The sequence below is a fragment of the Nocardiopsis codii genome (assembly GCF_036327455.1).
In the GTDB taxonomy this organism is placed as follows: Bacteria; Actinomycetota; Actinomycetes; order Streptosporangiales; family Streptosporangiaceae; genus Nocardiopsis; species Nocardiopsis codii.
In genome coordinates, this window is the sequence record NZ_JAUZMY010000028.1 from 20651 (window position 1) to 45132 (window position 24482).

General features: G+C 73.3%; 16 protein-coding genes. 9 read left to right on the forward strand and 7 right to left on the reverse strand.

From position 1 onward, the window contains the following. Positions 1-60 precede the first annotated feature (60 nt). Positions 61-3066, forward strand: a complete 3006-nt coding sequence (locus Q8791_RS24250) for a helix-turn-helix transcriptional regulator (protein ID WP_330094103.1) — start codon at positions 61-63, stop codon at positions 3064-3066. Positions 3067-3201: 135 nt separating this feature from the next. Here the strand turns inward: Q8791_RS24250 and Q8791_RS24255 are convergent, their stop codons facing one another. Beyond that, positions 3202-4563 (reverse strand): glutamine synthetase family protein, encoded by a 1362-nt coding sequence (locus Q8791_RS24255; RefSeq protein ID WP_330094104.1) that lies wholly within the window; start codon positions 4561-4563, stop codon positions 3202-3204. Positions 4564-4962: 399 nt separating this feature from the next. Here Q8791_RS24255 and Q8791_RS24260 point away from each other — a divergent pair, with 399 nt between their 5' ends. After that, the gene (locus Q8791_RS24260; RefSeq protein ID WP_330094105.1) at positions 4963-6774 is read left to right on the forward strand and encodes an NAD+ synthase; all 1812 of its coding nucleotides are present in this window, start codon (positions 4963-4965) and stop codon (positions 6772-6774) included. Positions 6775-6793: 19 nt separating this feature from the next. Here the strand turns inward: Q8791_RS24260 and Q8791_RS24265 are convergent, their stop codons facing one another. From Q8791_RS24265 to Q8791_RS24275, 3 genes are all read right to left on the reverse strand, one after another. Further along, a complete protein-coding gene (locus Q8791_RS24265) occupies positions 6794-9811 on the reverse strand; it encodes a helix-turn-helix transcriptional regulator (protein ID WP_407942044.1) in 3018 nt (1005 codons plus the stop codon). A gap of 71 nt (positions 9812-9882) precedes the next feature. Continuing rightward, positions 9883-10050, reverse strand: a complete 168-nt coding sequence (locus Q8791_RS24270; RefSeq protein WP_330094169.1) for a hypothetical protein — start codon at positions 10048-10050, stop codon at positions 9883-9885. Positions 10051-10245: 195 nt separating this feature from the next. Continuing rightward, positions 10246-10434: a hypothetical protein gene (locus Q8791_RS24275; protein ID WP_330094107.1), complete on the reverse strand. Its 189-nt coding sequence runs from the start codon at positions 10432-10434 to the stop codon at positions 10246-10248. Between the two features lie 335 nt (positions 10435-10769). On the opposite strand from Q8791_RS24275, the gene Q8791_RS24280 reads away from it, so the two are divergent. The 3 genes from Q8791_RS24280 to Q8791_RS24290 all read left to right on the forward strand — a co-directional run bounded on the left by Q8791_RS24280 (position 10770) and on the right by Q8791_RS24290 (position 13984). Further along, positions 10770-11342 (forward strand): hypothetical protein, encoded by a 573-nt coding sequence (locus tag Q8791_RS24280; RefSeq protein ID WP_330094108.1) that lies wholly within the window; start codon positions 10770-10772, stop codon positions 11340-11342. Between the two features lie 88 nt (positions 11343-11430). Then, complete coding sequence (locus Q8791_RS24285) at positions 11431-11769, forward strand: hypothetical protein (RefSeq protein ID WP_330094109.1); 339 nt, start codon at positions 11431-11433, stop codon at positions 11767-11769. Positions 11770-12178: 409 nt separating this feature from the next. Next, positions 12179-13984, forward strand: coding sequence for a carbohydrate-binding module family 20 domain-containing protein (locus tag Q8791_RS24290; protein WP_330094110.1), 1806 nt, complete (start codon positions 12179-12181; stop codon positions 13982-13984). A 177-nt stretch (positions 13985-14161) separates the two neighbouring features. Here the strand turns inward: Q8791_RS24290 and Q8791_RS24295 are convergent, their stop codons facing one another. After that, complete coding sequence (locus Q8791_RS24295; RefSeq protein WP_330094111.1) at positions 14162-14815, reverse strand: M15 family metallopeptidase; 654 nt, start codon at positions 14813-14815, stop codon at positions 14162-14164. Between the two features lie 168 nt (positions 14816-14983). Here Q8791_RS24295 and Q8791_RS24300 point away from each other — a divergent pair, with 168 nt between their 5' ends. Both Q8791_RS24300 and Q8791_RS24305 read left to right on the forward strand, forming a co-directional pair. Then, a complete protein-coding gene (locus tag Q8791_RS24300) occupies positions 14984-15658 on the forward strand; it encodes a response regulator transcription factor (protein ID WP_330094112.1) in 675 nt (224 codons plus the stop codon). Next, positions 15655-16812: a sensor histidine kinase gene (locus tag Q8791_RS24305; RefSeq protein ID WP_330094113.1), complete on the forward strand. Its 1158-nt coding sequence runs from the start codon at positions 15655-15657 to the stop codon at positions 16810-16812. Before Q8791_RS24300 ends, Q8791_RS24305 begins: the two co-directional genes overlap by 4 nt. A 225-nt stretch (positions 16813-17037) precedes the next feature. Here the strand turns inward: Q8791_RS24305 and Q8791_RS24310 are convergent, their stop codons facing one another. Both Q8791_RS24310 and glnA read right to left on the reverse strand, forming a co-directional pair. After that, the gene (locus Q8791_RS24310; RefSeq protein ID WP_330094162.1) at positions 17038-20088 is read right to left on the reverse strand and encodes a bifunctional [glutamine synthetase] adenylyltransferase/[glutamine synthetase]-adenylyl-L-tyrosine phosphorylase; all 3051 of its coding nucleotides are present in this window, start codon (positions 20086-20088) and stop codon (positions 17038-17040) included. 513 nt (positions 20089-20601) lie between these two features. Next, positions 20602-22026: a type I glutamate--ammonia ligase gene (gene glnA / locus Q8791_RS24315; protein WP_330094114.1), complete on the reverse strand. Its 1425-nt coding sequence runs from the start codon at positions 22024-22026 to the stop codon at positions 20602-20604. Positions 22027-22355: 329 nt separating this feature from the next. Here glnA and Q8791_RS24320 point away from each other — a divergent pair, with 329 nt between their 5' ends. After that, positions 22356-22838 carry an RDD family protein gene (locus tag Q8791_RS24320; protein WP_330094115.1) on the forward strand — a complete coding sequence of 161 codons (483 nt, stop codon included), beginning with the start codon at positions 22356-22358 and terminating at the stop codon, positions 22836-22838. 176 nt (positions 22839-23014) lie between these two features. Beyond that, positions 23015-24439, forward strand: coding sequence for an LCP family protein (locus Q8791_RS24325; protein WP_330094116.1), 1425 nt, complete (start codon positions 23015-23017; stop codon positions 24437-24439). Positions 24440-24482 lie beyond the last annotated feature (43 nt).

Sequence of the window (24482 nt, forward strand, 5' to 3'; positions counted from 1 at the left end):
GTCAGGGGACAGGTCCACCACCCGGACACGATCCACCGTGAAACCGACATACTGAACGCCATGCAGTCCCACGACCCCGCCCCCGTCTTCGTCGGACGCGAACACCAGCTCGCCCGGCTCTCCGAGGACGGGCGCCGGGCCGGGGCGGACGGCACCCGGGCCGTCCTGGTCTGCGGTGACGCCGGTGTCGGCAAGACCCGGCTCATCGACGAGTACCTGGCACGCGCCGCCATGGCCCGCGCGGCCGTCGGCGGCTGCCTCGAACTCGGGGCGGAGGGCGTCCCGTTCGCCCCCTTCACCACCCTGCTGCGCCACCTCGTCCGTGAGGAGGGCGCCCCGCCCTCCGCCGCCCACAGGCGGGAACTGGCCCGGCTCCTCCCCGAGCTCGGCCGTGCGCCCGGAGGGGCCGACGACGGCCGCGCCCGCCTCTTCGAGTCGGTCCTGACCTTCCTGGAGGAACGGGCCCGCCCCGGCGGACTCCTGGTCGTCGTCGAGGACCTCCAGTGGGCGGACGCCTCCACCCGCGACCTCCTCGTGTTCCTCCTGCGCAACCTCGGCGCAGTCCCCGTCCACCTGCTGGTCAGCGTGCGCACCGACGACCTGCACCGGACCCACCCCCTGCGGCGGCTCCTCCCCGAACTCGAACGCCTGCCCCGCGTCCGCCGCCTCGACCTCGGCCCCCTCGACCGGGACGCGGTCGCGGCCCAGGCGTCCGCGCTCCGGGGCGAGGCCCTCGCCCCCGCCGCCGTCGACCTGCTCTTCGAGCGCAGCGGCGGGAACCCCCTGTTCGTCGAGTCGTTCCTCGCGGGCCGGGACCCCGCCGGGGGACCCATCCCCGACGGGCCCCGCGACCTCCTCCTCGGCACCGTCGAACGCCTGCCCGACACCACCCGGCGCGTCCTGGGCCTCGCCGCCACCGCGGGCGACCGGGTCGACCACGTCCTCCTGGCCGCCGTCGCCCTGCGGGCGGGGTACACCGAGGACCAGCTGGACACCGCGCTGCGCCACGCCGCCGACGCCCAGGTGCTGCGGGCCACCGCCGACGGCTACGTGTTCCGGCACGCCCTGCTCGCGGAGGCCGTCCACGCCGACCTGCTGCCCGGCGAGCGCGTCCGCGCCCACAAGCGCTACGCCGAAGCCCTCGAACGCGGGATCCCCGGCATGCACGCGGCCGACACCGCCATTCAGCTCGCCCACCACGCCCACGCCGCCCACGACCAGCCCCTGGCCCTGGCCGCCGCCTGGCGGGCCGCCCACCACGCGTCGTGCGCCGCCGCCCACCCCGAACACCTCGCCCTGCTCGAACGCGTCCTGGAACTGTGGGACCTGGTCCCCGACGCCGCGGCCCGGGTCGGCGAACCGCGCGGGGAGGTGCTGCGCCGCGCCTCCGTGGCCTCCCTGGTCGCAGGCTCCCCGCGCCGCGCCGTCGACTACGCCACCGGCGGACTGCGCGAGCTGGGCGTCACCGGCTACCACCCGCCCGGCGGGCCGCCCCCCGGGAACGCGGAGCTGATCGCCGGGCTCCGGCACGCCCGCGCCCACGCGCTCAAGGAGATGGGCAGGGACGGGGCCCTGGAGGACCTCGCCGACGCGCTCGTCGTCCTGCCCCACGACCACCCGCTCGCCGCCGCCGTCGGCTCGACCCTGGCCGCCACCCTGATGATGCGCAACCACTACGCGCAGGCCAGGCGCAGCGCGCTCCGCGGGCTGGAGCAGGCGCGCGCCGCAGGCGACCGCCACAACGAGGCCGACCTCCTCATCACCCTCGGTACCCTCGCCTCCACCGAGGAGCACGAGGCCGGGCTGCGGATGCTCGCCGGCGGCATCTCCCTCGCCCGCGAGTCCGGCTTCGCCCTCGTGGAGCTGCGCGGCCTGAACAACCTGGGCGGCGCGTTCCAGCGGCTCGGCCGAGGGGAGGAGCAGGGCCGGATCGTCGAGGAGGGGTTGCGCCGCTGCGCGGAACTCGGGCTGGCCCGCACCCAGAGCGACCCCTTCCACCTGGGGATCGCGGTCAGGCGTGCCTACCAGGGCCGTTTCGCCGAGGCGGAGGAGCGGCTGGCGCTGATCACCGGCGGCTCCGTGTTCGTGGCGCGGGCCCGCACCCTCCGGATGAACCTCGCGTACCACCGGTGGGACCTGGACGGCGTCCGCGAGGCCATGGACGACTTCCGGGGACTGCTTCCGGAGCACAGCAGTTCGCCCTCCGAGTACCTGCCCCTCCACTTCACGGACACACAGGTGGCGGCGGAGGAAGGGCGCTTCGGCGAGGCCTTCGACCTGGCCGCGGCCCAGCTCGGCCGCCGCCCCGACCTCCGGAACCCCTTCTCCGACGAGCTGTACGTGCTCGGCCTGTCCCCGGTGGGCGACGTCGTCGAGCTCATGCGGGAGGAGCCGGGACGGGAGGAGGAGGCCCGGATCCTCAGCGCCGGGCTGCGCGAGGTGTTCGACGGGTTCCCGCGCGGCACCCGGCACCCCGGTCACCTCCTGCTGCGCCACCAGGTCATGGCCCAGATCGGGGAGGACGCCGGGGAGGCGCTCGCCGAGGCGGAGGCCGCGGTCGCCCTGGTCCGGGACCGCGGAGACGTGCTCACCGAGGGCCGGATCCGGCTGTCCGCCGCCCGCGCCGCCCTGCGCGCCGACGACCGCGAACGGGCGGTCGACCACCTCGCCGTCGTCCGGCGCCTCGCCCGGCGGCACGGGATCACGCTCTTCGACCGCCAGGCGGAGCGGCTGCGCAGGCTCCACGGGCTGCCCGACCCCGGGAGGCCCGCCGCGGTCGGCGCGGTCCCGGCCCCCGCCGCGATCACCGACGGGGCGCTCCCCGGCAGGGGCCCGGGGGCGGGCGGCTCCCGCTCGCGGGAGGACGCGCGGCCCGCGGGGCTGACGCGGCGCGAGGCGGAGGTGCTGGCGGAGGTGGCGCGGGGGTCCACGAACCGGGAGATCGGTGAGGTTCTGTTCATCTCGGCGAAGACGGTCAGCGTGCACGTGACGAACCTGATGGCGAAGCTGGGGGTGTCCAACCGCAACGCCGCGGCGGTCCGCGCCCGCGAACTCGGCCTGGGGTAGCCGACGGGGCGGTGACGCCCGCACCCCGTCCGCCCCGCGCCGGGGACACGGGAGAACGCGGGAGCCCCCGCCCCGTCGGCGTTCGCCGACCGGGTGGGGGCTCATGGCGGGGAGGGTACGCCGCCGGGGCCGCGGCTAGAGGGTCGGCAGGTACCGCTGGAGCTCGTACGGGGTGACCTGGCGCCGGTAGGAGTTCCACTCCGTCTTCTTGTTGCGCAGGAAGAAGTCGAACACGTGCTCGCCGAGGGTCTCGGCGACCAGCTCGCTGTTCTCCATGATCCTCAGGGCCTCGTCCAGGCTCTGGGGGAGCGGCCGGATGCCCAGCGCGCGGCGCTCGGCGTCGGTCAGCGCCCAGACGTCGTCCTCCGCGCCGGGGGGCAGCTCGTAGCCCTCCTCGATGCCCTTGAGCCCGGCGGCCAGGATGACGGCGTAGGCCAGGTAGGGGTTGCAGGAGGTGTCCAGCGAGCGGATCTCGATCCGGCTGGAGTTCGACTTGCCGGGCTTGTACATGGGCACGCGCACCAGGGCGGAGCGGTTGTTGTGGCCCCAGCAGATGTACGCCGGCGCCTCACCGCCCATCCCGGCGGAGGCCGCGGGGTCGTCCCACAGGCGCTTGTACGAGTTGACCCACTGGTTGGTGACCGCGGTGATCTCGTCGGCGTGGCGCAGCAGGCCCGCGATGAACCCGCGGCCCACCTTGGACAGCTGGAAGTCCGCCCCCGGCTCGTAGAAGGCGTTGCGGTCGCCCTCGAACAGCGACAGGTGGGTGTGCATGCCCGAACCCGGGTACTGGGTGAACGGCTTGGGCATGAACGTCGCGTAGACGCCCTGCTCCAGCGCCACCTCCTTCATCACGAGCCGGAAGGTCATGATGTTGTCGGCGGTGGTGAGCGCGTCCGCGTACCGGAGGTCGATCTCCTGCTGCCCCGGACCGCCCTCGTGGTGGCTGAACTCCACGGAGATGCCCATGGCCTCCAGCATGTTGATGGCGTTGCGCCGGAAGTCGTGCGCGCTGTTGTGCGGCGTGTGGTCGAAGTAGCCGCCCGAGTCGTTCGGCTCGGGGAGCTCGCCCATCTCGGGCATCTTCTTCAGCAGGTAGAACTCGATCTCCGGGTGCGTGTAGAACGTGAAACCCAGGTCGGAGGCCTTGCTGAGCTGGCGCTTCAACACGTGCCGCGGGTCCGCCGGAGACGGCGACCCGTCCGGCATGAGGATGTCGCAGTACATCCGCGCGGTGCCGTGGGGCTCGTTGCGCCAGGGCAGCACCTGGAAGGTGGAGGGGTCGGGCTGGGCCAGCATGTCGGCCTCGTAGACGCGGGCGAACCCCTCGATCGCCGAGCCGTCGAAACCGATGCCCTCGGAGAAGGCGGCCTCCAGTTCGGCGGGCGCGACCGCCACGGACTTGAGGTACCCGAGCACGTCGGTGAACCACAGCCTCACGAACCGGATGTCGCGCTCCTCCAACGTGCGGAGCACGAATTCCTGCTGTCGATTCACGATCAACCTTCCTCGATGCCGGTCGGTCCGGTGCAGGTCCGCTGCCTGCGGAGCCGAGCCGGACACAGTGTCCCAGTGCCAGTCTGCCGTGCGGATATTTCCGGGGTATTTCCGCACACGCCCTCCAGCCTGTCCGGTCCGTCTCCCCGCACACGCATTATGACCTGTGGCGGGGGCCCGTGGACCACCGACCCACGCGCCGTCCGCCACACTCGCGGGCACACGGCCCGAGCGCCGATCGGAGGCCGTTCCCCGGAGGTCCGCGGACGGTCGCGGAAGGCTCTCCGAACCCGTCCCGGGCGGGCCCCGCCCCGCACGCGCGGACCCGTCCGCCGTCCCGCACCGCCCGGCGGGGGCGCACGCGGACGGCCCGCGCGCCCACCGGCTAGGCTCGTTCCCGTGGCACAGCTGAGAATCGCACTCGCCCAGGTCAACCCCACCGTCGGCGACCTGGAAGGCAACCGCTCGATCATCCTCGAGTCCGCGCGCGAGGCGGCGGGTGAGGGCGCGCACCTCCTCGTCCTCCCCGAGATGGTCGTCACCGGTTACCCGGTCGAGGACCTCGCCCTGCGCAACTCCTTCGTGTCGGCCTCGGTCAAGGCCACCCACGGCCTGGCCGCCGACCTCGCGGCGGAGGGTCTGGGAGACCTCCCCGTCGTGGTGGGCCACCTCGCCCGGCGCGAGGGGCCCGGAGCCCGCTACGGCCAGCCCGCGGGGGCGCCGCAGAACGCCGTGGCGGTGCTCCACCGCGGCCGGGTCGTGCTCACGTCCGCCAAGCACCACCTGCCCAACTACGGCGTGTTCGACGAGTACCGCAACTTCGTCCCCGGTGACACCCTCCCGGTGATCCGCGTCCGGGGCGTGGACGTGGCCCTGATGGTCTGCGAGGACCTGTGGCAGGAGGGCGGCCCCGTCACCGCGTGCCGCGTCTCCGGGGCCGGGCTCCTCGTCGTCCTCAACGGCTCGCCCTACGAGCGCCACAAGGACGACGTCCGCCTGGAACTGTGCCAGCGGCGCGCCCGCGAGACCGGTGCCGCCCTCGCGTACGTCAACATGGTCGGCGGCCAGGACGAACTCGTCTTCGAGGGCGACTCCCTGGTCGTGGACTCCGAGGGCGAGCTCCTGGCACGGGCGCCCCAGTTCACCGAGACCCTCCTGGTCGCGGACCTCGACCTCCCCGAGGGCGCGTCCGCCCCCGACGCCGCGCGCGGCCCGGGACACCACGGCACGGGGACCGACGGCGAGGGGCCCGAGGTCGACGGACTGCGCATCGTCCGCCGCACCCTCTCCGCGACCCCCGTCGACCCCTACCCGCCCAGGGCCGGCACCGTCACGCCCCGCCCGGACCCCCTCTCCGACACGGGGGAGGTCTACCGGGCCCTGGTCACCGGACTGCGCGACTACACCGTCAAGAACGGCTTCGACTCGGTCCTCGTCGCCGTCTCGGGCGGCATCGACTCCGCGCTCACCGCGACCATCGCCGTCGACGCCCTCGGCGCGGACCGGGTCCACGGGGTGCTCCTGCCGAGCGCCCACTCCAGCGAGCACTCCGTCGGCGACGCGGAGGACCTGGCCGCGCGCCAGGGGTTCGCGACCCGCACCATCGACATCGCCCCCACCGTGGCCGCCTTCGAGCAGGCCACCGCCGGCGCGGACGTCCCGCTCACGGGTCTGGCGGCGGAGAACCTCCAGGCACGCGTGCGGGGCACGCTCCTCATGGCGCTGTCCAACCAGGAGGGCCACCTCGTCCTGGCCACAGGCAACAAGAGCGAGGCCGCCACCGGTTACTCCACCCTCTACGGCGACTCCGTCGGCGGGTTCGCGCCCATCAAGGACTGCTGGAAGACCCTGGTCTGGAAGCTGTCCCACTGGCGCAACGACGAGGCGCGGCGCCTCGGCCGGACCCCGCCCATCCCCGAGAACTCCATCACCAAGCCGCCGAGCGCGGAGCTGCGCCCCGACCAGCTCGACTCCGACTCGCTGCCCGACTACACGATGCTCGACGCGATCCTGGACGCCTACATCGGAACCGACAGGGGCGAGGCCGAACTCGTCTTCGCCGGGTACGACCCCGCACTGGTCCGCCGGGTCGTCCGACTGGTGGACCGGGCCGAGTACAAGCGCCGCCAGACCGCGCCGGGCACCAAGATCAGCTCGCGCAACCTCAGCCGCGACCGGCGCCTGCCGATCACCAACCGCTGGACCGTCTGAGCGGTGCCCCGGGGCGGCGTCAGCCCAGGCCCAGCTCCCTGAGCCGGGCTCCGGCGGTGGCCCGGTTGGGGACGCCGAGCTTGGCCAGGATGTGGGACACGTGCACGCTCGCGGTCTTGGCGGAGATGAACAGCTCCCCGGCGATCTGCGCGTTCGTTCTGCCCACCGCCAGAAGGCGTGCCACCTCCGTCTCCCGAGCGGTCAACCCGGCCGGCGCGGCGGGCGGGACGGCGCCGTCGCCCAGCGCGACCCCCATCCTCCGCGCCAGGTCGGCGGCGGCGTTGGCCAGCGGCACCGCCCCGCACGCCTCGGCCGCCCCGTGGGCCCGGCGCACCCTCTCCGCCGCCCCGGAGCGGTCGCCGGCCGCCACCCCGGCCTCCGCCGCGCGCAGCCGGGCCGCGGCCAGGTGCAGCCGCATCGGCGTGGCCTCCCACGCCTCCACCGCGGACACCCACCTCCCCAGGACCTCGCCGGGCCCGGCGTCGCCGTCCGACTCCGCGAGACGGGCCCGCACGGACGCCCGGTAGGCCTTCTGCGCCGTCCCGTGGGACGGCATCGACGACGCCACCCCGGCCGCCAGGGCGCCCACACGGTGCGCCCGCGCGACCGTCTCCTCGGCGCGGACGGGCACGCCGCCCGGGCCCGTGGCGGCGCCCTGGCGCACGGCCTCGGACATCACGTCCACCAGCGGCCACGTGTACCCGTGGGCCTTCTCCAGCGCCATCCGGTCCAGTGCCTCCTCGGCCAGGGACAGCGCCTCCTCGACGGCGCCCTCGGCCAGGTCGGTCTCCAGCTGCGCCAGGACGGCCAGCTGCACGATGTTCATCCGGGGGCCGGTCAGCGCCCGCTCCCGCTCCGCCGCCGACGCCGCCCGGCGCGCCGTCGCCAGGTCCCCCTGCGCAGCCGCGGCCCGCGCCAGCACAGCGTCGATGTAGGTGTGGTGGGTGTTCGACGAGTGGGTGCGCAGGATGGGTTCGACGATCCTCCTGGCCTCGGCCAGGTTGCCCAGCTCGAAGTGGATCTCGGCCCTGTTCTGGTGGTTGAACGTCTTGTGGACCGAGGCCCAGCCCATCGACTCGTGGCGGGCCAGGGACTCCTCCAGGACCGCCACCCCCTCCTTGTGGAGGCCCAGCTCCCGCAGGAAGTGCGCGAGGTTGCCCGCGCCGCGAGCCTCCAGGGACGGGTCGGAGCTCGTCGCACCGTAGCGGATGCCCGCCTCGATCAGCGGGCGCCCCAGCTCCAGGTCACCCGCCTGCATGTGGAGTCCGCCCAGGGTGATGCGGGCGTCGGCCGCCGCGCACAGGTCGCACGTCCGGGACGGGTCGGCGAGGGCGATGGCCTTCTCCGCCAGACCGCGGGAGGACCATCCGGCCCGCTCCAGCTCGCGCAGGCGCACCTGGTCGGGGTCCTCCTCCCGGTCGACCCGGTGGAGCGAGGTCTCCCTGGCGAGGTTGGACAGCAGCAGGGCGTACCCGGGCATGTGCGGCGGATGGAGCTCCAGAGCCCGTGACAGGTCGGCGATGCCGCCGCCGCAGACGTCCCGGGAGCGCGCCAGCCCCCGGCGGCGCAGCAGCTCCGCCCGCAGCGCCAGGGTCCGGTCGTCGTCGTCCTCGGGCAGGGACTCCAGGGCCTCGTCGGCGAGTTCGACGGCGCGCCGGTAGCGGCCCGCCTCCACGGCGGCGCCCGAGGCCCGGCTGCCCACCTCCGCCCAGCTCCTGCCCTCCACCCGCTCCCGGGCGTCGGGGACCCGGTCCCACAGCGCCAGGACGCGTTCGAGCATGGCCAGCTCCTCGCCGTAGGCGAGGGTGTCGCCGGCGCGCACCGCCGCCCACCAGGAGGCCTGGAGGGCGCTCGGCAACTCCTGCGCCGCGTTGTAGTGGTGCGCCTGCTCGGCGGCGCGGCGGTCGAACGGCACCGAGTCGGGGTACTCGTCGATGAGCTGGGCGAAGCGCATGTGCAGCCGGGCGTGGGGTCCGGGCAGGATCTCCTCGTGCACGGCGTCGCGCAGCAGGGCGTGGCGGAAGCGGTAGCCGGTCCGGTCCGCCCGCAGCACGTTGGAGTCGACCAGCATGTGCAGGGCGGTCTCCAGCTCCCGTTCGGGCATCCCGGCAGCGTGGTAGAGCATCTCGTGCTCGACGATGCCCGACACCGCGCCGACCGAGGCCACCCGCAGGACCGACAGGGCGGTGGCGTCGAGGCGGTGGAGCGGTTCCAGGAGCAGGTCGCGGAACTGGTCGGGCACCTCCAGGGCGTCGCCGGGCCGGTCGCCCGCGGAGGCGGCCAGGGCCTCGACGAACAGGGGCACGCCCTCGGTGCGACGGAACAGGTCGTCCGTCGCGTGGGGGGAGAGGGCGGCGCCCCGTATCGCCGCGGCCTGGGCCCCGACCTCGTCGCGGCTGAGGGGCCCGAGCCGCAGCGGCTCGACACCCGGCACGCGCTGGAGCTCGGGCAGGAGGCGCCGGAGGGGATGGCTGCGGTGGAGGTCGTCGCTCCGGTAGGTGGCGATGATCTGGACGCCGGGGAGGTCGAGGTTGCGGACCAGGAAGACGAGCAGGTCGCGGGTGGCGTGGTCGGACCAGTGCAGGTCCTCCAGGACCACGGTGACCCCGCCGCCCTCGGCGGCCCGGTCGAGCAGGCGCAGGACCTGCTCGAAGAGGATGCCGCGGTTCTCCGGGCGCTGTGTCGGCACGTCCCCGAGCTCGGGGAGGAGGCGCGCGAACTCGCCGACGCCCCCGGGGGCGGCGGCCTCGAAGGCGGCGCGCCCGCGTTCGCGCAGGAGTTGGCGCAGGACCGCGGTGAAGGGTGCGTAGGACAGCCCGTCGACGCCGAGCTGGAGGCAGCCGCCGACGAACACCGTCCCCTGGGGGAGGGTGGCGACGAACTCGCCGACCAGGCGGCTCTTGCCGACGCCCGCGTCGCCGCCGACCAGGACCATGCCGGAGGCCTCGGTGTGCGAGCGCGTGGCGTGGTCCCGCAGCAGCCGGAGCTCGGGTTCGCGGCCGACCAGGACGGTGCTGCTCTCGGCAAGTAGGGGCATACCACTCATTATGCCGAGTGCCCCCGACGCTTTCCCGCTCTTTTCCGGGCTGCCCGGAGCCCGCCCGGACATCAGGCGGCCCGGTCGAACCGACCCCTCCCGCTCTCCCGTGCCCGCACCTCACGGCGTCGGGGACGGGCCTCGGCGCGCACCCGGCGCGCCGTGCGAACGGCCTCGGCGTACCGCAGGCGCTCCTCGGTCACGGCTCCGGCGGCGGAGACGAGCTCGGGGCGCATCACGGTCCCCCCTCGGGGCGGGCGCCGGTGTCCCTCACCGACGTCCGCCACGGTGTTCCTGAGAACCCCCGTCCGGCTTCGGGAGAACTCCCTGTCCCGCGGCCCGGGACACTGCCCGGTCCGGACCCGGACCACGACCTCCGGGCCCCGGCGGCGGTCGGGAACGCGCGGCGGCCGACGGGTCCGCGGCCCCCGTGGTCAGGCCGCCCGGCCGTAGCGCCGGTCGGTGCGCGGCGGGACGTGCCCGCGGCGGGACCGGCGCTCCTCCCGGCGCCGGGCGCGCAGCTCCGCGCGGGCACTGCGTGCGGCGCGCACGTTGGCGATGTCGCGGATCCGCTGTTCGGTCATCATCCGGGCGTTCTCCGTGAGCAGTTCGCTGTGGAACATGGTGTGTCCTCTCCCGTCGGCGCGGACCCCGTGTCCCGCCGTCCTGAGTCCACGATCGTCCTGAGAACGGCTCCGGCGCATCGGAAGGATTCCCCGTCCCGCGGCGGTTCTGCGCCCTAAGACCTCCGGAACCGGCTAAGACCGGGTCCCGGGCCGGCGTTCGGCAGGGGTCCGGCACACCGAGGGTGTGTCACCTCACGCGATCGCGCGATCACTCGTAGTTGTCTAGTGCTGACGGATCGCGGACACACAGGAGGCACGGGATGGCTCGGGGCGCTCGGGGAAGCAGTCGGAGTGCGGCATCCGGATGGGGCGGCGCGCTCGCGGCGGGACTGGTGGCGGTCGGCCTTGCCGTCGCGCCCGCGTCCGCGGAGGAGAACCCCCGGGGGCTGCCCGAGGACGCCCCCGGGGAGGGCCACATGCCCCTGGTCGGGCTGTCCGTGGCGGTGGGCGACGATCCGGCCAACCCGGGGCGGGAGATCACCCTGCGCACGACCGTGGCCAACAGCGACAGCGACCGGGTCCGGGGTGCGCTGCTCGCCCAGCACTTCCCCGAGGCGCTGGAGATCCTGGAGGTCGACAACGGGGGAGCGGCCGACCAGGGCATCGTGAACTGGCGGGTGGACGTGCCGGCGGGGGAGAACGTCGTCTACACGGTGCGGGCCCGTGTCGTGGAGGGGGCCGCCCCCGAGGAGCGTGTGATGAGCACGGCCTGCCTGCTGCTGGACCGGGACGCGGATCCGGCCGCGTGCGCGAGCAACACGGTGGTGGTCACCGAGGCCACGATGATGTCGCGGGTGTCGGAGTTCGTCGACCCGGAGTGGGTGCTGCGGTCGGCCGGGGCGGCACTGGCGGTGGGGCTGGTCTGGCTGCTGTGGCGCCAGAGGGGGGTCCTGCGCCGGAGGTGACCCGGCGCGTCCGCGGGTCGCCGGTTTTGTTACGTCAGTGTGTCATCAAAAAGGAGTTCAAAACTACGACACGTAGTAGTGTATCGCCATGGACATCCTCTACTCCGCGCTCGTCTTCCTGCACATGATCGGCCTGGCCGGCATCATCGCGGGCTTCCTCATCCAGATCATGACCGGCAACGCCAAGGCGCCCAAGGTCCTGCTGCACAGCTCGCTGCTCCAGTTCGTCACGGGGCTGCTCCTCGTCGGGGTCGCCGAGATGGGCGACCTCTCCGAGCTGAACCACGTCAAGATCGCCGTCAAGCTGGTCATCGCCCTCGCCGTCGTGGTGCTGGGTGTGCTGAACCTGCGCAAGCCCGCCAACAACCTCGCCATCGCGGCGGGTGTGCTCGCCGTCGTCAACATCGGCGTGGCCGTCTTCTGGTAGGTCCCCCGACAGGCGCCCCGAAGCGGCTCCCGCAGGCCGCCCGGGGCGGAGGCCGGTGGCGGTACGGAACCCATGGTCCGTACCGCCACCGGTTTTTTGTGCGTACCTTTCGGTAATCTTGCAGAATTTTTCTGCGGTCGGGGGTGGGCCGGTGTCCACGCGTTCGCCCAGCTCACGGCGGCGCTCCGGCGGTGGCTCGCCTACCCCCTCCCGGCTCCGCCGGGGCGTCCGCGCAGTTCGCCGCGGATGTCGTCGCTCTGGGTGAGGGGGCGGGCATGCCGGAAACAGGCTGTTCACAAGGGCGGTTCGTTCTGTTAGCTTCGTCACTTCCATGCAAAATCTTGCAAAGCCTGCAAGAGCATGGCGGTGGGGCTCAGCCGCCCCGCCGCGCACCCCCCAAGGAGCGCACATGAGAACACGAGGCCCCGGCGCCGTCGCCGCGGCGGTCCTGCTGGGAGCGGGCCTGCTAGCGGCTCCCGGCCTGATCGACCCCCAGCCGACCCGGGCCGCGCCCGTCGCCGACGCCACCGTGGCGGAGGCCGACGCCGGCGAGACCGTCGTCCACCTGTTCCAGTGGAGCTGGGACGCCGTCGCCACCGAGTGCGAGGACTTCCTCGGGCCCAACGGCTTCGGAGCGGTCCAGGTCTCCCCGCCCCAGGAACACATCGTCGTCCCCTTCTCCGAGGGAGGGAACTACCCCTGGTGGCAGGACTACCAACCCACCTCCTACAGCATCGACAACACCCGCCGCGGCACCGCCGAGGAGTTCGCGGCGATGGTCTCCACCTGCCGTGACAGCGGCGTGAGGATCTACGCCGACGCGATCGTCAACCACATGACCGGCGACGGGTCCGGCACCGGCAGCAACGGGACCCGGTGGGCCAAGTACGACCACCCCGACCTGTTCGGCGACGGCTCCGCCGCGTACGGCGACGGCGACTTCAGCCCCTGCCGCGAGGACATCGCCGACTGGAACGACAAGGACGAGATCCAGAACTGCCAGCTCCTGGGCCTCGCCGACCTCGACACGGGCAGCCCCCACGTCCGGGCCCAGATCACGCGCTACCTCAACGGGCTGGTGGACCTCGGGGTGGCCGGCTTCCGGGTGGACGCCTCCAAGCACGTCCCCGAGGACGACATCGGCGCGATCTTCGGCGGACTGAACGAGGTGCCCGGCTTCGGCGGACAGCCGCGCGTCTACCACGAGGTCTACGGCGACGCCACGATCCCCTACACCGCCTACACGCCCTACGGCCAGGTCACCAACTTCGACTACAAGCGCGACGTGGCCCAGCGGTTCGCCGGAGGCGACATCGCCGGCCTGACCGCGATGCCCGAGTACGGGGGACTCGCCGCCGACCAGGCCGTCGTGTTCATCGACAACCACGACACCCAGCGCTACGAGCCCACCCTCACCCACAAGGACGGCGACCGGTACTACCTCGCCACCGCGTTCATGCTCGCCCACCCCTACGGCACACCCGTGGTGATGTCGAGCTACGACTTCGGGGACAACGAGACCGAGGGGCCGCCCAGCGTCGGGGAGGCCGACGGCAACCCCGCGGGATGGATCACCGAGGACGCCGACTGCGCCTCCTCCGACTGGATCTGCGAACACCGCGACGGAACCGTCGCCGGGATGGCCGCCTTCCGCAGCGCGGTCGGCGACGCCCCGCTGGCCGAACGGGCCCGTGACGGGTCCTCCCGGGTGGCCTTCGACCGGGGCGGGAGCGGCTTCGCCGCCTTCAACGCCTCCGGCCAGGCCTGGGAACTGGCCACCGGGACCGGCCTGCCCGACGGAACCTACGACAACGCCGCCGGAGAGGGCTCCGTCACCGTCGCCGACGGCCGCGTCACCACCCGGGTGCCCGCGAACGGCGCCGTGGCGCTGCACGTCGGAGGGGAGTGCGAGGACCCCGACGGGTGCGGCGGCACCGACCCCGGTGAACCGGGCGCAACCCTCACCGCGACCGTCGGCACCCAGCCCGGACAGGTGGTGCACGTCGTCGGCGAGACCGCCGGACTCGGCTCCTGGAACCCCGCGGACGGGGTCGCGCTGACGGACGGGGGAGACGGCACCTGGTCGGGAGCCGTCCCCCTCGGCGCCGACACCGAGTGGAAGCTCGTCAAGGTCGACGGCGCGGGCCAGGCGGAGTGGGAACCCGGCCAGAACCGTGTCGGCCCCGCCACCGCCGTCACCTGGGGGGACCGCTGACCCCACCGCCCGCGCCCGGGTCCCCGACCCGCTCCGCGGCTCCGGGCCGCGCCGCCGGGCGGCGTCGTCCGCACCCTGCCCGGTGACACCCGGGACGCGCGGTTGCGCGCGTCCCGCCCGCACCCCCGTGCTGCACCCCTCCGGCACGGGGGTGCACCCTGTCCGGGGCCCGGACCGTCAACCGGCCGAGGCGTCCGGCCGAGGGGCGGGGCAGGTGCCCCCGGGCTCGACCGCGAGCTCGAAGTGCCACATCTCGTTCGCGAAGGTCCGGCAGAGCCCGTGCGCGGCGCCGAACCGGCCCATCCAGTCGGCGGCGTCCGTCCGGCCGATGTCGACCGCTTCGCCGCTCACGTGGGAGGAGGCCTCGGGCGTCGCGACCCACCGAGCGGCCTCCTCCTCGTCGGCGTAGGTCGTGACCGCCGCGTCCAGGAGGAACCGCTGGTAGCGCTTGCTCCGCCATCCGCTCGTGACGACCACGTCCACGCCGTCGGCCTCCGCCGCCGTCGCGGCGGCCCGCACCGCCGCCAGCAGGTCCGGGTCCATCCGCGTCAACAGCGGCAGGTCCTCCGCGAACGGGGACACGCCCTCCCCCTCGCCGAGGTAGCCGTCGTCCTCGCCCAGAGGCGTGAACCGGGTGACGGGCAGTTCGGCGCCGAGCGTCGGGCCCCCGCCCCCCGGCGGCTCCGCCGTCCCGCGGGCCGCCGGGGCCGGTGTGCCCAGGGCGGCCAGGAGCAGGGCGGTCACGGTGACGAGGACGGCGACGACGGCGACGACGGCGAGGACGACGGTCGGCCGCCCGGCGACACGCGACCTGGGTGAGACACGGACCACGGGAATCCCTCCCTCTCTGCCGGACGGGGCGCCCGGCGCGTGACACCAGGGCAGCAGGGAGGGTGTTGCGGGGATGTCGGGTGATCGCCCAACGTTTTCGCAACACGGGCGTTGCCTAGACTCGGGCGTCCGGTCCGGAGGACGGACGGTCGAACAGGGGGACACCGGATGCGCGTGCTGGTCGTCGAGGACGAGGTCTTCATGGCCGAGGCCCTCCGGGAGGGGCTCCGCCACGAGGCGATCGCCGCCGACGTGGCGTTCGACGGGGACGAGGCCCTGGAGCGCGTCGGCGTCAACGACTACGACGTGATCGTCCTCGACCGCGACATCCCCGGCACGCACGGGGACGACGTGTGCGCGGCCGTCACCCGCGACCACCCGGGCACGAGGGTGCTCATGCTGACCGCCGCGACCCGGCTCAGGGACAAGGTGGACGGGTTCACGCTCGGCGCCGACGACTACCTCACCAAGCCCTTCGCACTGGAGGAGCTGGTCGTGCGCCTGCGCGCCCTCGCCAGACGCCCGTCCGCCGCGATCCCTCCCCTACTGGAGTGCGCGGACCTGCGGCTGGACCCCTACCGGCGGGAGGCCTACCGGGACGGTCGCCGCCTCCGGCTCGCCCGCAAGCAGTTCGCCGTCCTGGAGCTCCTGATGCGCGCGGACGGAGGGGTGGTGAGCGCGGAGACCCTTCTGGAGAAGGTGTGGGACGAGAACGCCGACCCGTTCACGAGCGCCCCCAGGGTCACCGTCTCCACCCTGCGCCGGGTCCTCGGCGAACCGGACCCCGTCGTCACCGTCCCCGGGGTCGGCTACCGCCTCGCCGGCACCCGGGGGAGGGCGTGAGCGCCGTCCCGCCGCGTGCGGCGGGACCCCTGGTCAGCGCCCGGTTCCGCCTGGCGCTGAGCTACGCGGGGTTCCTCGTCGCCGCCGGCGCCGTCCTCCTGCTGGGCGTCTACGTGGTCCTGCGCTACGTGCCGAACTACCCGCTGACCGCGGCCAACCCGTCGGAGGCCGACCTGCCCATCGCGTCGAGGTCGGAGATCCTCACCACCCTGGTCCGCCTCTCAGGTGCGCTCCTCGCGGCACTGGCCCTGATCGGGATCACCGGCGGCTGGTTCCTGGCAGGGTGGGTGCTGCGCCCCCTCCGGCGCATCAACGAGGCCGCCCGGATCGCCGCGGGAGGGCGCCTCGACCACCGGATCCGCATGTCCGGGCTCAACGACGAGTTCCGCCAGCTCGCCGACACCTTCGACCACATGCTCGACCGGCTCGACGACGCGTTCGCCACGCAGGAGCGCTTCGCCGCGAACGCCTCCCACGAGCTGCGGACGCCGCTGGCCGTCACGGGGACACTCCTCGACGTCGCCCGCCGGAACCCGCACGGACAGGACTACCCGGCCCTGGTAGAACGGCTCAGCATCACCAACGCCAGGGCCGTCGGCCTCACCGAGGCGCTGCTGCGGCTCGCCGACGCCGACGCTGTCACCGCCGAGGCCGCACCGCTCGACCTCGCCGGGACGGTCCGCACGGCGGTCGGCGAAGCCGCGCCCGAGGCCGAACGGCGCGGTGTGGCCTGGGACCTGCGCCTGGAGGCCGCACCGGTGCTCGGCGACGGAGCCCTTCTCGCCCAGGCGGTCGCGAACCTCGTGCAGAACGCCGTCCGCCACAACACCGGGCGCGGATCCGCGCTGGCGGCCACGGGCCGCGACCCCCGACGGGGCGTGACCACGCTCAGGGTCGAGAACACCGGGCCCGAGTACACGCCCGAGGCCGCGGCGCGGCTGCGCGAGCCGTTCCTGAGGGGGGAGGGGCGCACCCGCCGGGGGGACGGTCCGGGACACGGCGAGGGCTACGGCCTGGGTCTGGCCCTCGTCGCCAGGGTCGTCGACGTCCACGGCGGCACCCTGGACCTCAGCCCGCGTGACGGGGGAGGGCTCGTCGTCACGGTCGCCCTCCCCTCGCCGGCCGGACCATACGTCCCGGCCCCGGGCAGGTGACCGCCGCCGCGGCCCGCAGCGCCGGGCCGCAGCGCCGGGCCGGCCACGGGCGGCGCGACCGTGCCGGCTCGACCACCGCACACCCCGGGCCGCGTCCTCCGCATCCCTCCGGACCCGCGTCCCCGGGCGTCCTCCCGCCCCACCCCGCGGACGTGCACCACACCCGGGCCCGATCCCGCACAGCGTCCTGCGGGAGAGCGCCCGGATGCCCCGCGGAAGGAACCCCTAGTCGTCGTAGAAGACGCGCTCCATCACCGCGCGCGCCCGCCGGGTGGTCCGCAGGTAGGCCTCCGTCAACTGCTCGGCGGGGCCCTCCCACACGCCCTCCTCGTCCTCGGTGCTGCGGCACCCCATCGCGCCCGCCAGCGCCGCGCGCACCCGCAGGTCGGTCGGCAGCGAGTCACCGCCGCGTCCGCGCACCAGCATCACCATGCCCCGCACCCGCGAGGCCAGCCTCCACGCCTGCTCCAGCACGGCGCCGTCCTCGGCCTCCAGGAACCCGTGGGCCACGGCCACGTCCAGAGCCTCCAGGGTCCCCGTCGTCCGCAGGTCCGGGTACTCGTGGGCGTACCGCAGCTGCGTCAGCTGCACCACCCACTCCACGTCCGACAGCCCGCCCCGGCCGAGCTTCGTGTGCAGGGTCGGGTCGGCCCCCCGCGGCAGGCGCTCGGCCTCCATCCGCGCCTTGAGCTTGCGGATCTCCAACACCGCCGACGAGTCGATCCCGCCCACCTGGTAGCGGATCGGGTCGATCAGCGCGGTGAACGCCTCCCGCAGCTGCGGGTCCCCGGCGATCGGCCTGGCCCGCAGCAGCGCCTGGCTCTCCCACACCTGGGACCAGCGGCCGTAGTACGCCGCGTACGACTCCAGCGTGCGCACCACCGGACCGCTCCGGCCCTCGGGGCGCAGGTCCGTGTCCACCTTCAGGGGCGGCTCCGCGGCAGGCATCTCCAACAGCCGCGCCAGCTCCCGCACGATCGCCAGCGCCTGCTTGGTCGCCGCCCCCGTGTCGACCCCCGGCAGGGGGTCGTGCACGTACATCACGTCCGCGTCGCTGGCGTAGGTCAGCTCGCCGCCGCCGAACCGGCCCATCGCCACCACGCACACGCGCGTCAGGGGCTCGTCCTCGGACGCCGCCACGACGCGGTTCTGCGCCAGCCGCAGCGCGGCCTCGATCGTCACCGCCGCGATGTCGGTCAGCGCCGAGCCCACCTCCTGGACCGACGACACCTCCAACAGGTCGGCGGCGGCCGTGCGCAGCAGCTCGCGGCGGCGCAGTGCCCGTACCGCTGCCACCGACTCCTCCGCCGTGTCGTACCGGCGCTGCGCGGCCTCCGCCTCGGCGTCGAGCACCTTCGGCCCGCGCCGCACCAGGTCGGCGTCGTCGGCCAGCATGGCCACCGCGTCCGGCGCCCGCAGCAGCAGCTCCGTCACGTACCGGCTCGTCCCCAGCAGCCACGCCATCCGCTCGGCCACCCGCACGTCGTCGCGCAGCAGCCGCAGGTACCACGGGGTGGTGCCCAGGGCGTCGCTCACCTGGCGGAAACCGAACAGGCCCGCGTCGGGGTCGGGGGAGTCAGAGAACCAGCCCAGCATCACCGGCAGCAGCGTCCGCTGGATCGCCGCCCGGCGGGACACCCCCGACGTCAGGGACTCCAGGTGCCGCAGGGCCCCGCCGGGGTCCGCGAACCCGAGCGCCTCCAGGCGGATCTTGGCCTGTTCCGGAGAGAGGCGGGCCTCCTCGTCCGGCAGCTGCGCCACCGCGTTGAGGAGCGGGCGGTAGAACAGCTTCTCGTGCAGGCGCCGCACCTCCGACGACACCCGGCGGCGGGCCTCGGTCAGCTCCCTGACCGGGTCGGCCGTGAACCCCAGCGCCCGCCCCAGGCGGCGCAGGTGCTCGGGCCCGTCCGGGGTCGCCGGGTCCGGCATCAGGTGCGTGCGCCGCAGCCGCTCCAGTTGCAACAGGTGCTCCACCCGGCGCAGGAAGCGGTAGGCCTCCGACAGTCCGGCGGCGTCGCGCCGCCCCACGTACCCGAACTCGGACAGGGCCTCCAGGGCCTCCAGGGTGTTGCCCGACCGCAGCCGGTCGTCGGTGCGGCCGTGCACCAGCTGGAGCAGCTGGACGGAGAACTCGATGTCGCGGAGGCCGCCCGGCCCCAGTTTCAGCTCCCGCTCGGTCTCGTCGGCGGGGATGTGCGCCACCACCCGGCGGCGCATCGCCTGCACGTCCTCGACGAAGTCCTTGCGGCCGGTCGCCTGCCACACCAGGGGACGGATCGCGTCCGCGTACGCCAGGCCCAGCCCGGCGTCGCCGGCGATCGGCCGGGCCTTGAGCAGAGCCTGGAACTCCCACGTCTTGGCCCAGCGCTCGTAGTACGACAGGTGCCCCGCCACCGAGCGCACCAGCGGCCCGTTCCTGCCCTCCGGCCGCAGCGCCGGGTCCACCTCCCACAGGGCGCCCTCGGCGTCGGTCTCGGAGGGGATGCGCATCATCGTGGTGGCCAGACGGGTGGCCGCGCGCATGGCGGCCTGGTCGTCCACCGGCACGTCGGGGCCGGAGGGCTCCGCGGGTTCGGCCACGAACACCACGTCCACGTCGCTGACGTAGTTCAGCTCGCGGCCGCCGCACTTGCCCATGCCGATCACCGCGAGGCGGCACAGAGCGGCGTCCTCGGGCTGTTCGGCCCGGGCCACGGCCAGTGCCGCGTCCAGCATGGACGCGGCCAGGTCGGCCAGCTCGGCGGCGGCCTCGTCCACCGTGCACAGGCCCGTCAGGTCGCGTCCGGCCAGCCGGAGCACGCGCCTGCGGTACGCCACACGCAGGGTGTGCCGGAGGGCCTCGCACGTCCCGTCCTCGACCACGGCCGGGTCGGCGGTCGGCGCCGCGCTGTGGGGGTCCGCCCCCACGGTGTGCAGCAGCCCGCGGCGCAGCTCGTCCGGCTCGGGGGAGCGGGCGGCGTCGGCGCCCCGCAGTTCCCGCCAGTCGCCCGGATGGCGCACCAGGTGGTCGGTCAGGGCGGGGCTGGTGCCCAGCACCCTGCCCAGCCGGTCCCGCAGGTCGTGTTCCTCGCGCAGCACGTCCAGGACCTCGGCCGGATCCGGGTCGGACTCCAGGACCCGGATCAGCCCCAGCAGGGCCTGGTCCGGGTCGGGTGCGGCCGAGAGGGCGTCGATGACGGCGGTGTCGGCCCGCGCGTCCAGGCCCGCCTCCGTCATCAGCCGCAGGGCCCGGGTGCTGTCGCTGAAGCCACGCCTGGCGAGCGCGCCTGCTGTCATGGTGTTGTTTCCGTCCCTTGCCACGCGTCAACCGTAGCCGGGCGGCCCACGGACGCACCGCACGGCTCCGCTTGCTGGTCATCCCGCCTACGGCCGCCACGCGGCCCGTGCGGGCGCGGGAGGTTCCGGAACCGGGTCGGGGCCGGTATCCGAACGGATACCGGCCCCGGGAGGGAGAGCGCACGGGGGTACGCCCTCCGGGGAACTGCGTCCACGACGGGGACCCGAATGCCGTGGAACCGATGCCTGCGAAGACGCTAGCAGTGCGGCCCCTCGAAATCCCCTGCCGATGCGGGATTTCATCTGTTGGTAACACGCGCCGTCTCCGCGGCCCCGGCCCGGCCCTCCGCGGCGGCGCGCACCGGTGGCGGCGCCGACGCGGTCCCGGAGAACGCGGGAGGCCACCGGCAGCGCGTGGAACGCTGCCGGTGGCCTCCGAGGCTCGCTGAGTGCGCCCGACGTGCGCCCGATGGGGGAGTAGCCCCTCAAGGCGCACGTCAGGGCGTTGCGGGCCTAGATGTCGTAGTAGAGCTCGAACTCGCGCGGGTGCGGGCGCAGACGCAGGGAGTCGATCTCCTCGGTGCGCTTGAAGTCCACGTAGGTCTCGATGAGGTCCTTGGTGAACACGCCGCCCTCGAGCAGGAACTCGTGGTCGGCCTCCAGCGCCAGCAGGGCGTCGTCGAGCGAGGCCGGGACGGTCTTGATGGCCGAGGCCTCCGCCGGGGGCAGCTCGTACAGGTCCTTGTCGATCGGCTCCGGCGGCTCGATCTTGTTCTTGATGCCGTCGATGCCGGCCATCAGCATGGCGGAGAAGGCCAGGTACGGGTTGGCCGACGGGTCCGGCACGCGGAACTCGATGCGCTTGGCCTTCGGGTTGGAACCCGTGAGCGGCAGGCGGATGCACGCCGAGCGGTTGCGCTGGCTGTAGACCAGGTTGATCGGCGCCTCGTAGCCGGGCACCAGGCGGTGGTACGAGTTCACCGTCGGGTTGGTGAAGGCGAGCAGCGCGTCGGCGTGCTTGAGCAGACCGCCGATGTAGTAGCGCGCGGTGTCGGAGAGCTGGCCGTAACCCGCCTCGTCGAAGAAGAGCGGCTCGCCGTCCTTCCACAGGCTCTGGTGGCAGTGCATGCCGGAGCCGTTGTCGCCGAACAGCGGCTTGGGCATGAACGTGGCCGTCTTGCCCGCCTCGTTGGCGACGTTCTTGACGATGTACTTGTACAGCTGCACCTTGTCGGCCTGCTGGAGCAGCGTGCCGAACCGGATGCCGATCTCGGCCTGGCCCGCGGTGCCGACCTCGTGGTGCTGGAGCTCGACGTCGATGCCCGAGTCGATCAGGGTCTGCACCATGTCCGAGCGCAGGTCGCTGTAGTGGTCGACCGGCTCGACCGGGAAGTAGCCGCCCTTGTAACGGGGACGGTAACCGCGGTTGCCGCCCTCGATCGCGGAGCCCGTGTTCCAGGCGCCCTCGATGGAGTCGATCTCGTAGTAGCCGGTGTTCGAACGCGTCTCGAACTTGACGTCGTCGAAGATGTAGAACTCGGCCTCGGGGCCGAAGAAGGCGGTGTCCGCGACGCCGGAGCCCTTGAGGTAGGCCTCGGCCTTGCGGGCGACGTTGCGCGGGTCGCGGCTGTACGACTCCAGCGTCAGCGGGTCGTGGACGAAGAACGTCATGTTCAGCGTCTTGTGCTTGCGGAACGGGTCCACGACGCCGGTGCTCAGGTCGGGGAGCAGCAGCATGTCGGACTCGTGGATGGCCTGGAAACCGCGGATCGAGGACCCGTCGAACATCTGGCCGTCGGTGAACGTCGAGGCGTCGACGTTCGAGGTCGGGAGGGTAACGTGGTTCACGCCTCCGAACAGGTCCGTGAATCGGACATCGAGGAACTTGACGTCCTCGTCCCGGATGTAGGCGAGCACCTCGTCGACGCTGCTGAACAAAACGAACCTCCGTGCAGGTGTCTGAGACGATGGGACCGGGGTCCGCTCCATCGCGGACACGTCGGATCGCGCGCCGTCTCCCGGCTTCGTCAACGAAGCTAGGAGCGGGTGATTTCCGTGCCATGTCTCTATTGTTTCCTGCATGTTACGGAGCTGGCCGTTTTCGCAGACCAACCCGCCTGACCCGGTGATTCCACTGCTTAGGGTGCGAAAACAGGACGTCCGGAGCGCACAGCTGTGGCCCGGGCCACGCGTTTCCGTAGCCCTGGTCACGCCCGCCCGCAGGACCCGCGGACGGACGCCCCCACCGGGTGGATACCGTGGAGGCCATGAACGACCAGAGTCCGGGCGGCGCCGCCGGAGCCATCCACGACGACGACTTCCAGTACAGGGGAAACCGCCTCGGCCTGCCGGAGAGCGGTCCGGGATCGGTCCCCGGCGTCATGCGCCGCCTCGCCGGCCTGGTCCTGGACTGGGGCCTCGCACTCGCGGTCGCCTGGGGCCTCTACAACCTGGGCGCGGTCGGCGCGGGGCTCACCTCCTCGGAGGAGGTCGCCCCCCTGCTCAGCAACACCGCCCTGGTGGTCTTCGCGGTGATGAGTATCATCCTCCTCGCCCTCTTCGGCACCACCGTCGGCCGTCGCCTCGTCGGCGTCGGCATCACCGCCACCGGTGAGCGCTCCTGGCCGTGGTTCGTGTCGATGACCGTGCGCACGCTCCTGCTCTGCCTGGTCATCCCCGCCGTCATCTACGACCGGGACACCCGCGGACTGCACGACCGCGCCGCGGGCACCGTCGCGACCCGCTACTGAGCGCGCACGGTACGGATACGGTCCCGCCGGAGCTGGGAACTCGGCGGTACGGACCGAGCTGCCCCTGCTGTTAGCATCCGTTCATCGCTTTTCCCGGGGACGGTCGCGACCCTCACGGTGTCCCGTCCCCACACCTCCCCCACCACCAGGTCCCACCGCACCCTCCTAAGGTTCGCATGGCTGGCAGACGTTCCACTTCCCGTCCCTCCGGCGCGCTCGACGCCGTGCGGATGTCCGCAGGGCAGTGGGTCGCCTGCGCGGCCACCGCCCTGGCCATCATCGTGAGCCTCGGCGGCTACGGCTGGTACCAGGGCATCGTCGGCAACATCACCACCGCGCAGGTGGACACGACGTGGGACCGCCCCACCAGCGTCGAGGGCGTGATGAACCTGCTCATCATCGGTTCCGACGTGCGCTCGGGGGAGAACGCCGACTACGGCGAGGCGGAGGGCGAGCGGCCCGACACGATGCTCATCGCCAGCATCAACGTCGACAACGGGGCGGCCACCCTCGTGAACCTGCCCCGCGACCTGGTCGTGGACCTGCCCGCGTGCGAGGCGGTCGAGGGCTACGAGGGCATGTCGCCGCACAGCGGCATGATCAACTCCGCGATGACGTTCGGCGGCATCAGCTGCCAGTGGCAGGCCGTCGAGCTCGCCACCGACGTGCACCTCGACCACTTCGTCATGATGGACTTCACCGGGTTCAAGGACATGGTCGACGCCATCGGCGGCGTGGAGATGTGCATCCCCGAGCCCGTGGACGACCCCAAGGCCCACCTGGTCCTGGACGCCGGGCTCCAGATGCTGGACGGCGAGGACTCCCTCGGATTCGTGCGCTCCCGCTACGCGCAGGGCGACGGCGGCGACCTGTCCCGGATCGACCGCCAGCAGGAGTTCATGGGCGCGATGCTGCGCCAGGTGCTCAGCAGCGAGGTCATGACCAGCCCTGTCACGATCACCAACTTCCTCGGCGCGGTCACCGACTCGGTCACCACCGACGAGGAGCTGACCGTCGACACCATGACCGACCTGGCCATCTCCATGCGCGAGGTCGACCTCCAGCGCATCCAGTTCGTGACCGTCCCCAACGGCCAGCACCCGGCCGACCCCAACCGCCTGATCATGAGCGACGCGGCCCCCGCACTGTTCGAGGCGATCAACGCGGGCGCGGACCTCTCGGGCGGCGGGGACGACGGCGGGGACGAGGAGGAGTCCGACGGAGGGGACCAGGGCCCCGCGCCCTCGGACGTCTCCGTGGAGATCCTCAACAACGCGGGTGTCGACGGGCTCGCCCTGGAGGTCCAGGCGGTCCTGGCCGGGGAGGGCTACACGGTCACCGGGACGGGCAACCCCGTGGCCCGCTTCCCCGAGCTCACCACGGTCTACTACGCTCCCGGGCAGGAGGCCGCGGCCGAGATGCTGGCCGGGTCGATGGACGCCGCGGTCACGGAGGAGGCCGAGGGGCTCGCCCAGACCCTCGAGGTCGTCCTGGCCCCCGACTGGGCCGGATTCGCCGACGGCGGGTCCTCCGTGCCCGACGTCTCGGTCACCGACGACCTCGGCGGCACGACCGCGGAGGAGAAGGAGAGCGTCTGCTGATCGGGGCCACCGATCCGGATACGATCTGACACGGTGCGTACCC

Bases quoted from the DNA above. Each gene is read 5' to 3' on its own strand.
- Q8791_RS24250 (WP_330094103.1), top strand. From the start codon at position 61: ATGCAGTCCCACGACCCCGCCCCCGTCTTCGTCGGACGCGAACACCAG.
- Q8791_RS24265 (WP_407942044.1), bottom strand. From the start codon at position 9,811: ATGCCCCTACTTGCCGAGAGCAGCACCGTCCTGGTCGGCCGCGAACCC.
- Q8791_RS24275 (WP_330094107.1), bottom strand. From the start codon at position 10,434: ATGTTCCACAGCGAACTGCTCACGGAGAACGCCCGGATGATGACCGAA.
- Q8791_RS24285 (WP_330094109.1), top strand. From the start codon at position 11,431: ATGGACATCCTCTACTCCGCGCTCGTCTTCCTGCACATGATCGGCCTG.
- Q8791_RS24290 (WP_330094110.1), top strand. From the start codon at position 12,179: ATGAGAACACGAGGCCCCGGCGCCGTCGCCGCGGCGGTCCTGCTGGGA.
- Q8791_RS24300 (WP_330094112.1), top strand. From the start codon at position 14,984: ATGCGCGTGCTGGTCGTCGAGGACGAGGTCTTCATGGCCGAGGCCCTC.
- Q8791_RS24310 (WP_330094162.1), bottom strand. From the start codon at position 20,088: ATGACAGCAGGCGCGCTCGCCAGGCGTGGCTTCAGCGACAGCACCCGG.
- Q8791_RS24320 (WP_330094115.1), top strand. From the start codon at position 22,356: ATGAACGACCAGAGTCCGGGCGGCGCCGCCGGAGCCATCCACGACGAC.
- Q8791_RS24325 (WP_330094116.1), top strand. From the start codon at position 23,015: ATGGCTGGCAGACGTTCCACTTCCCGTCCCTCCGGCGCGCTCGACGCC.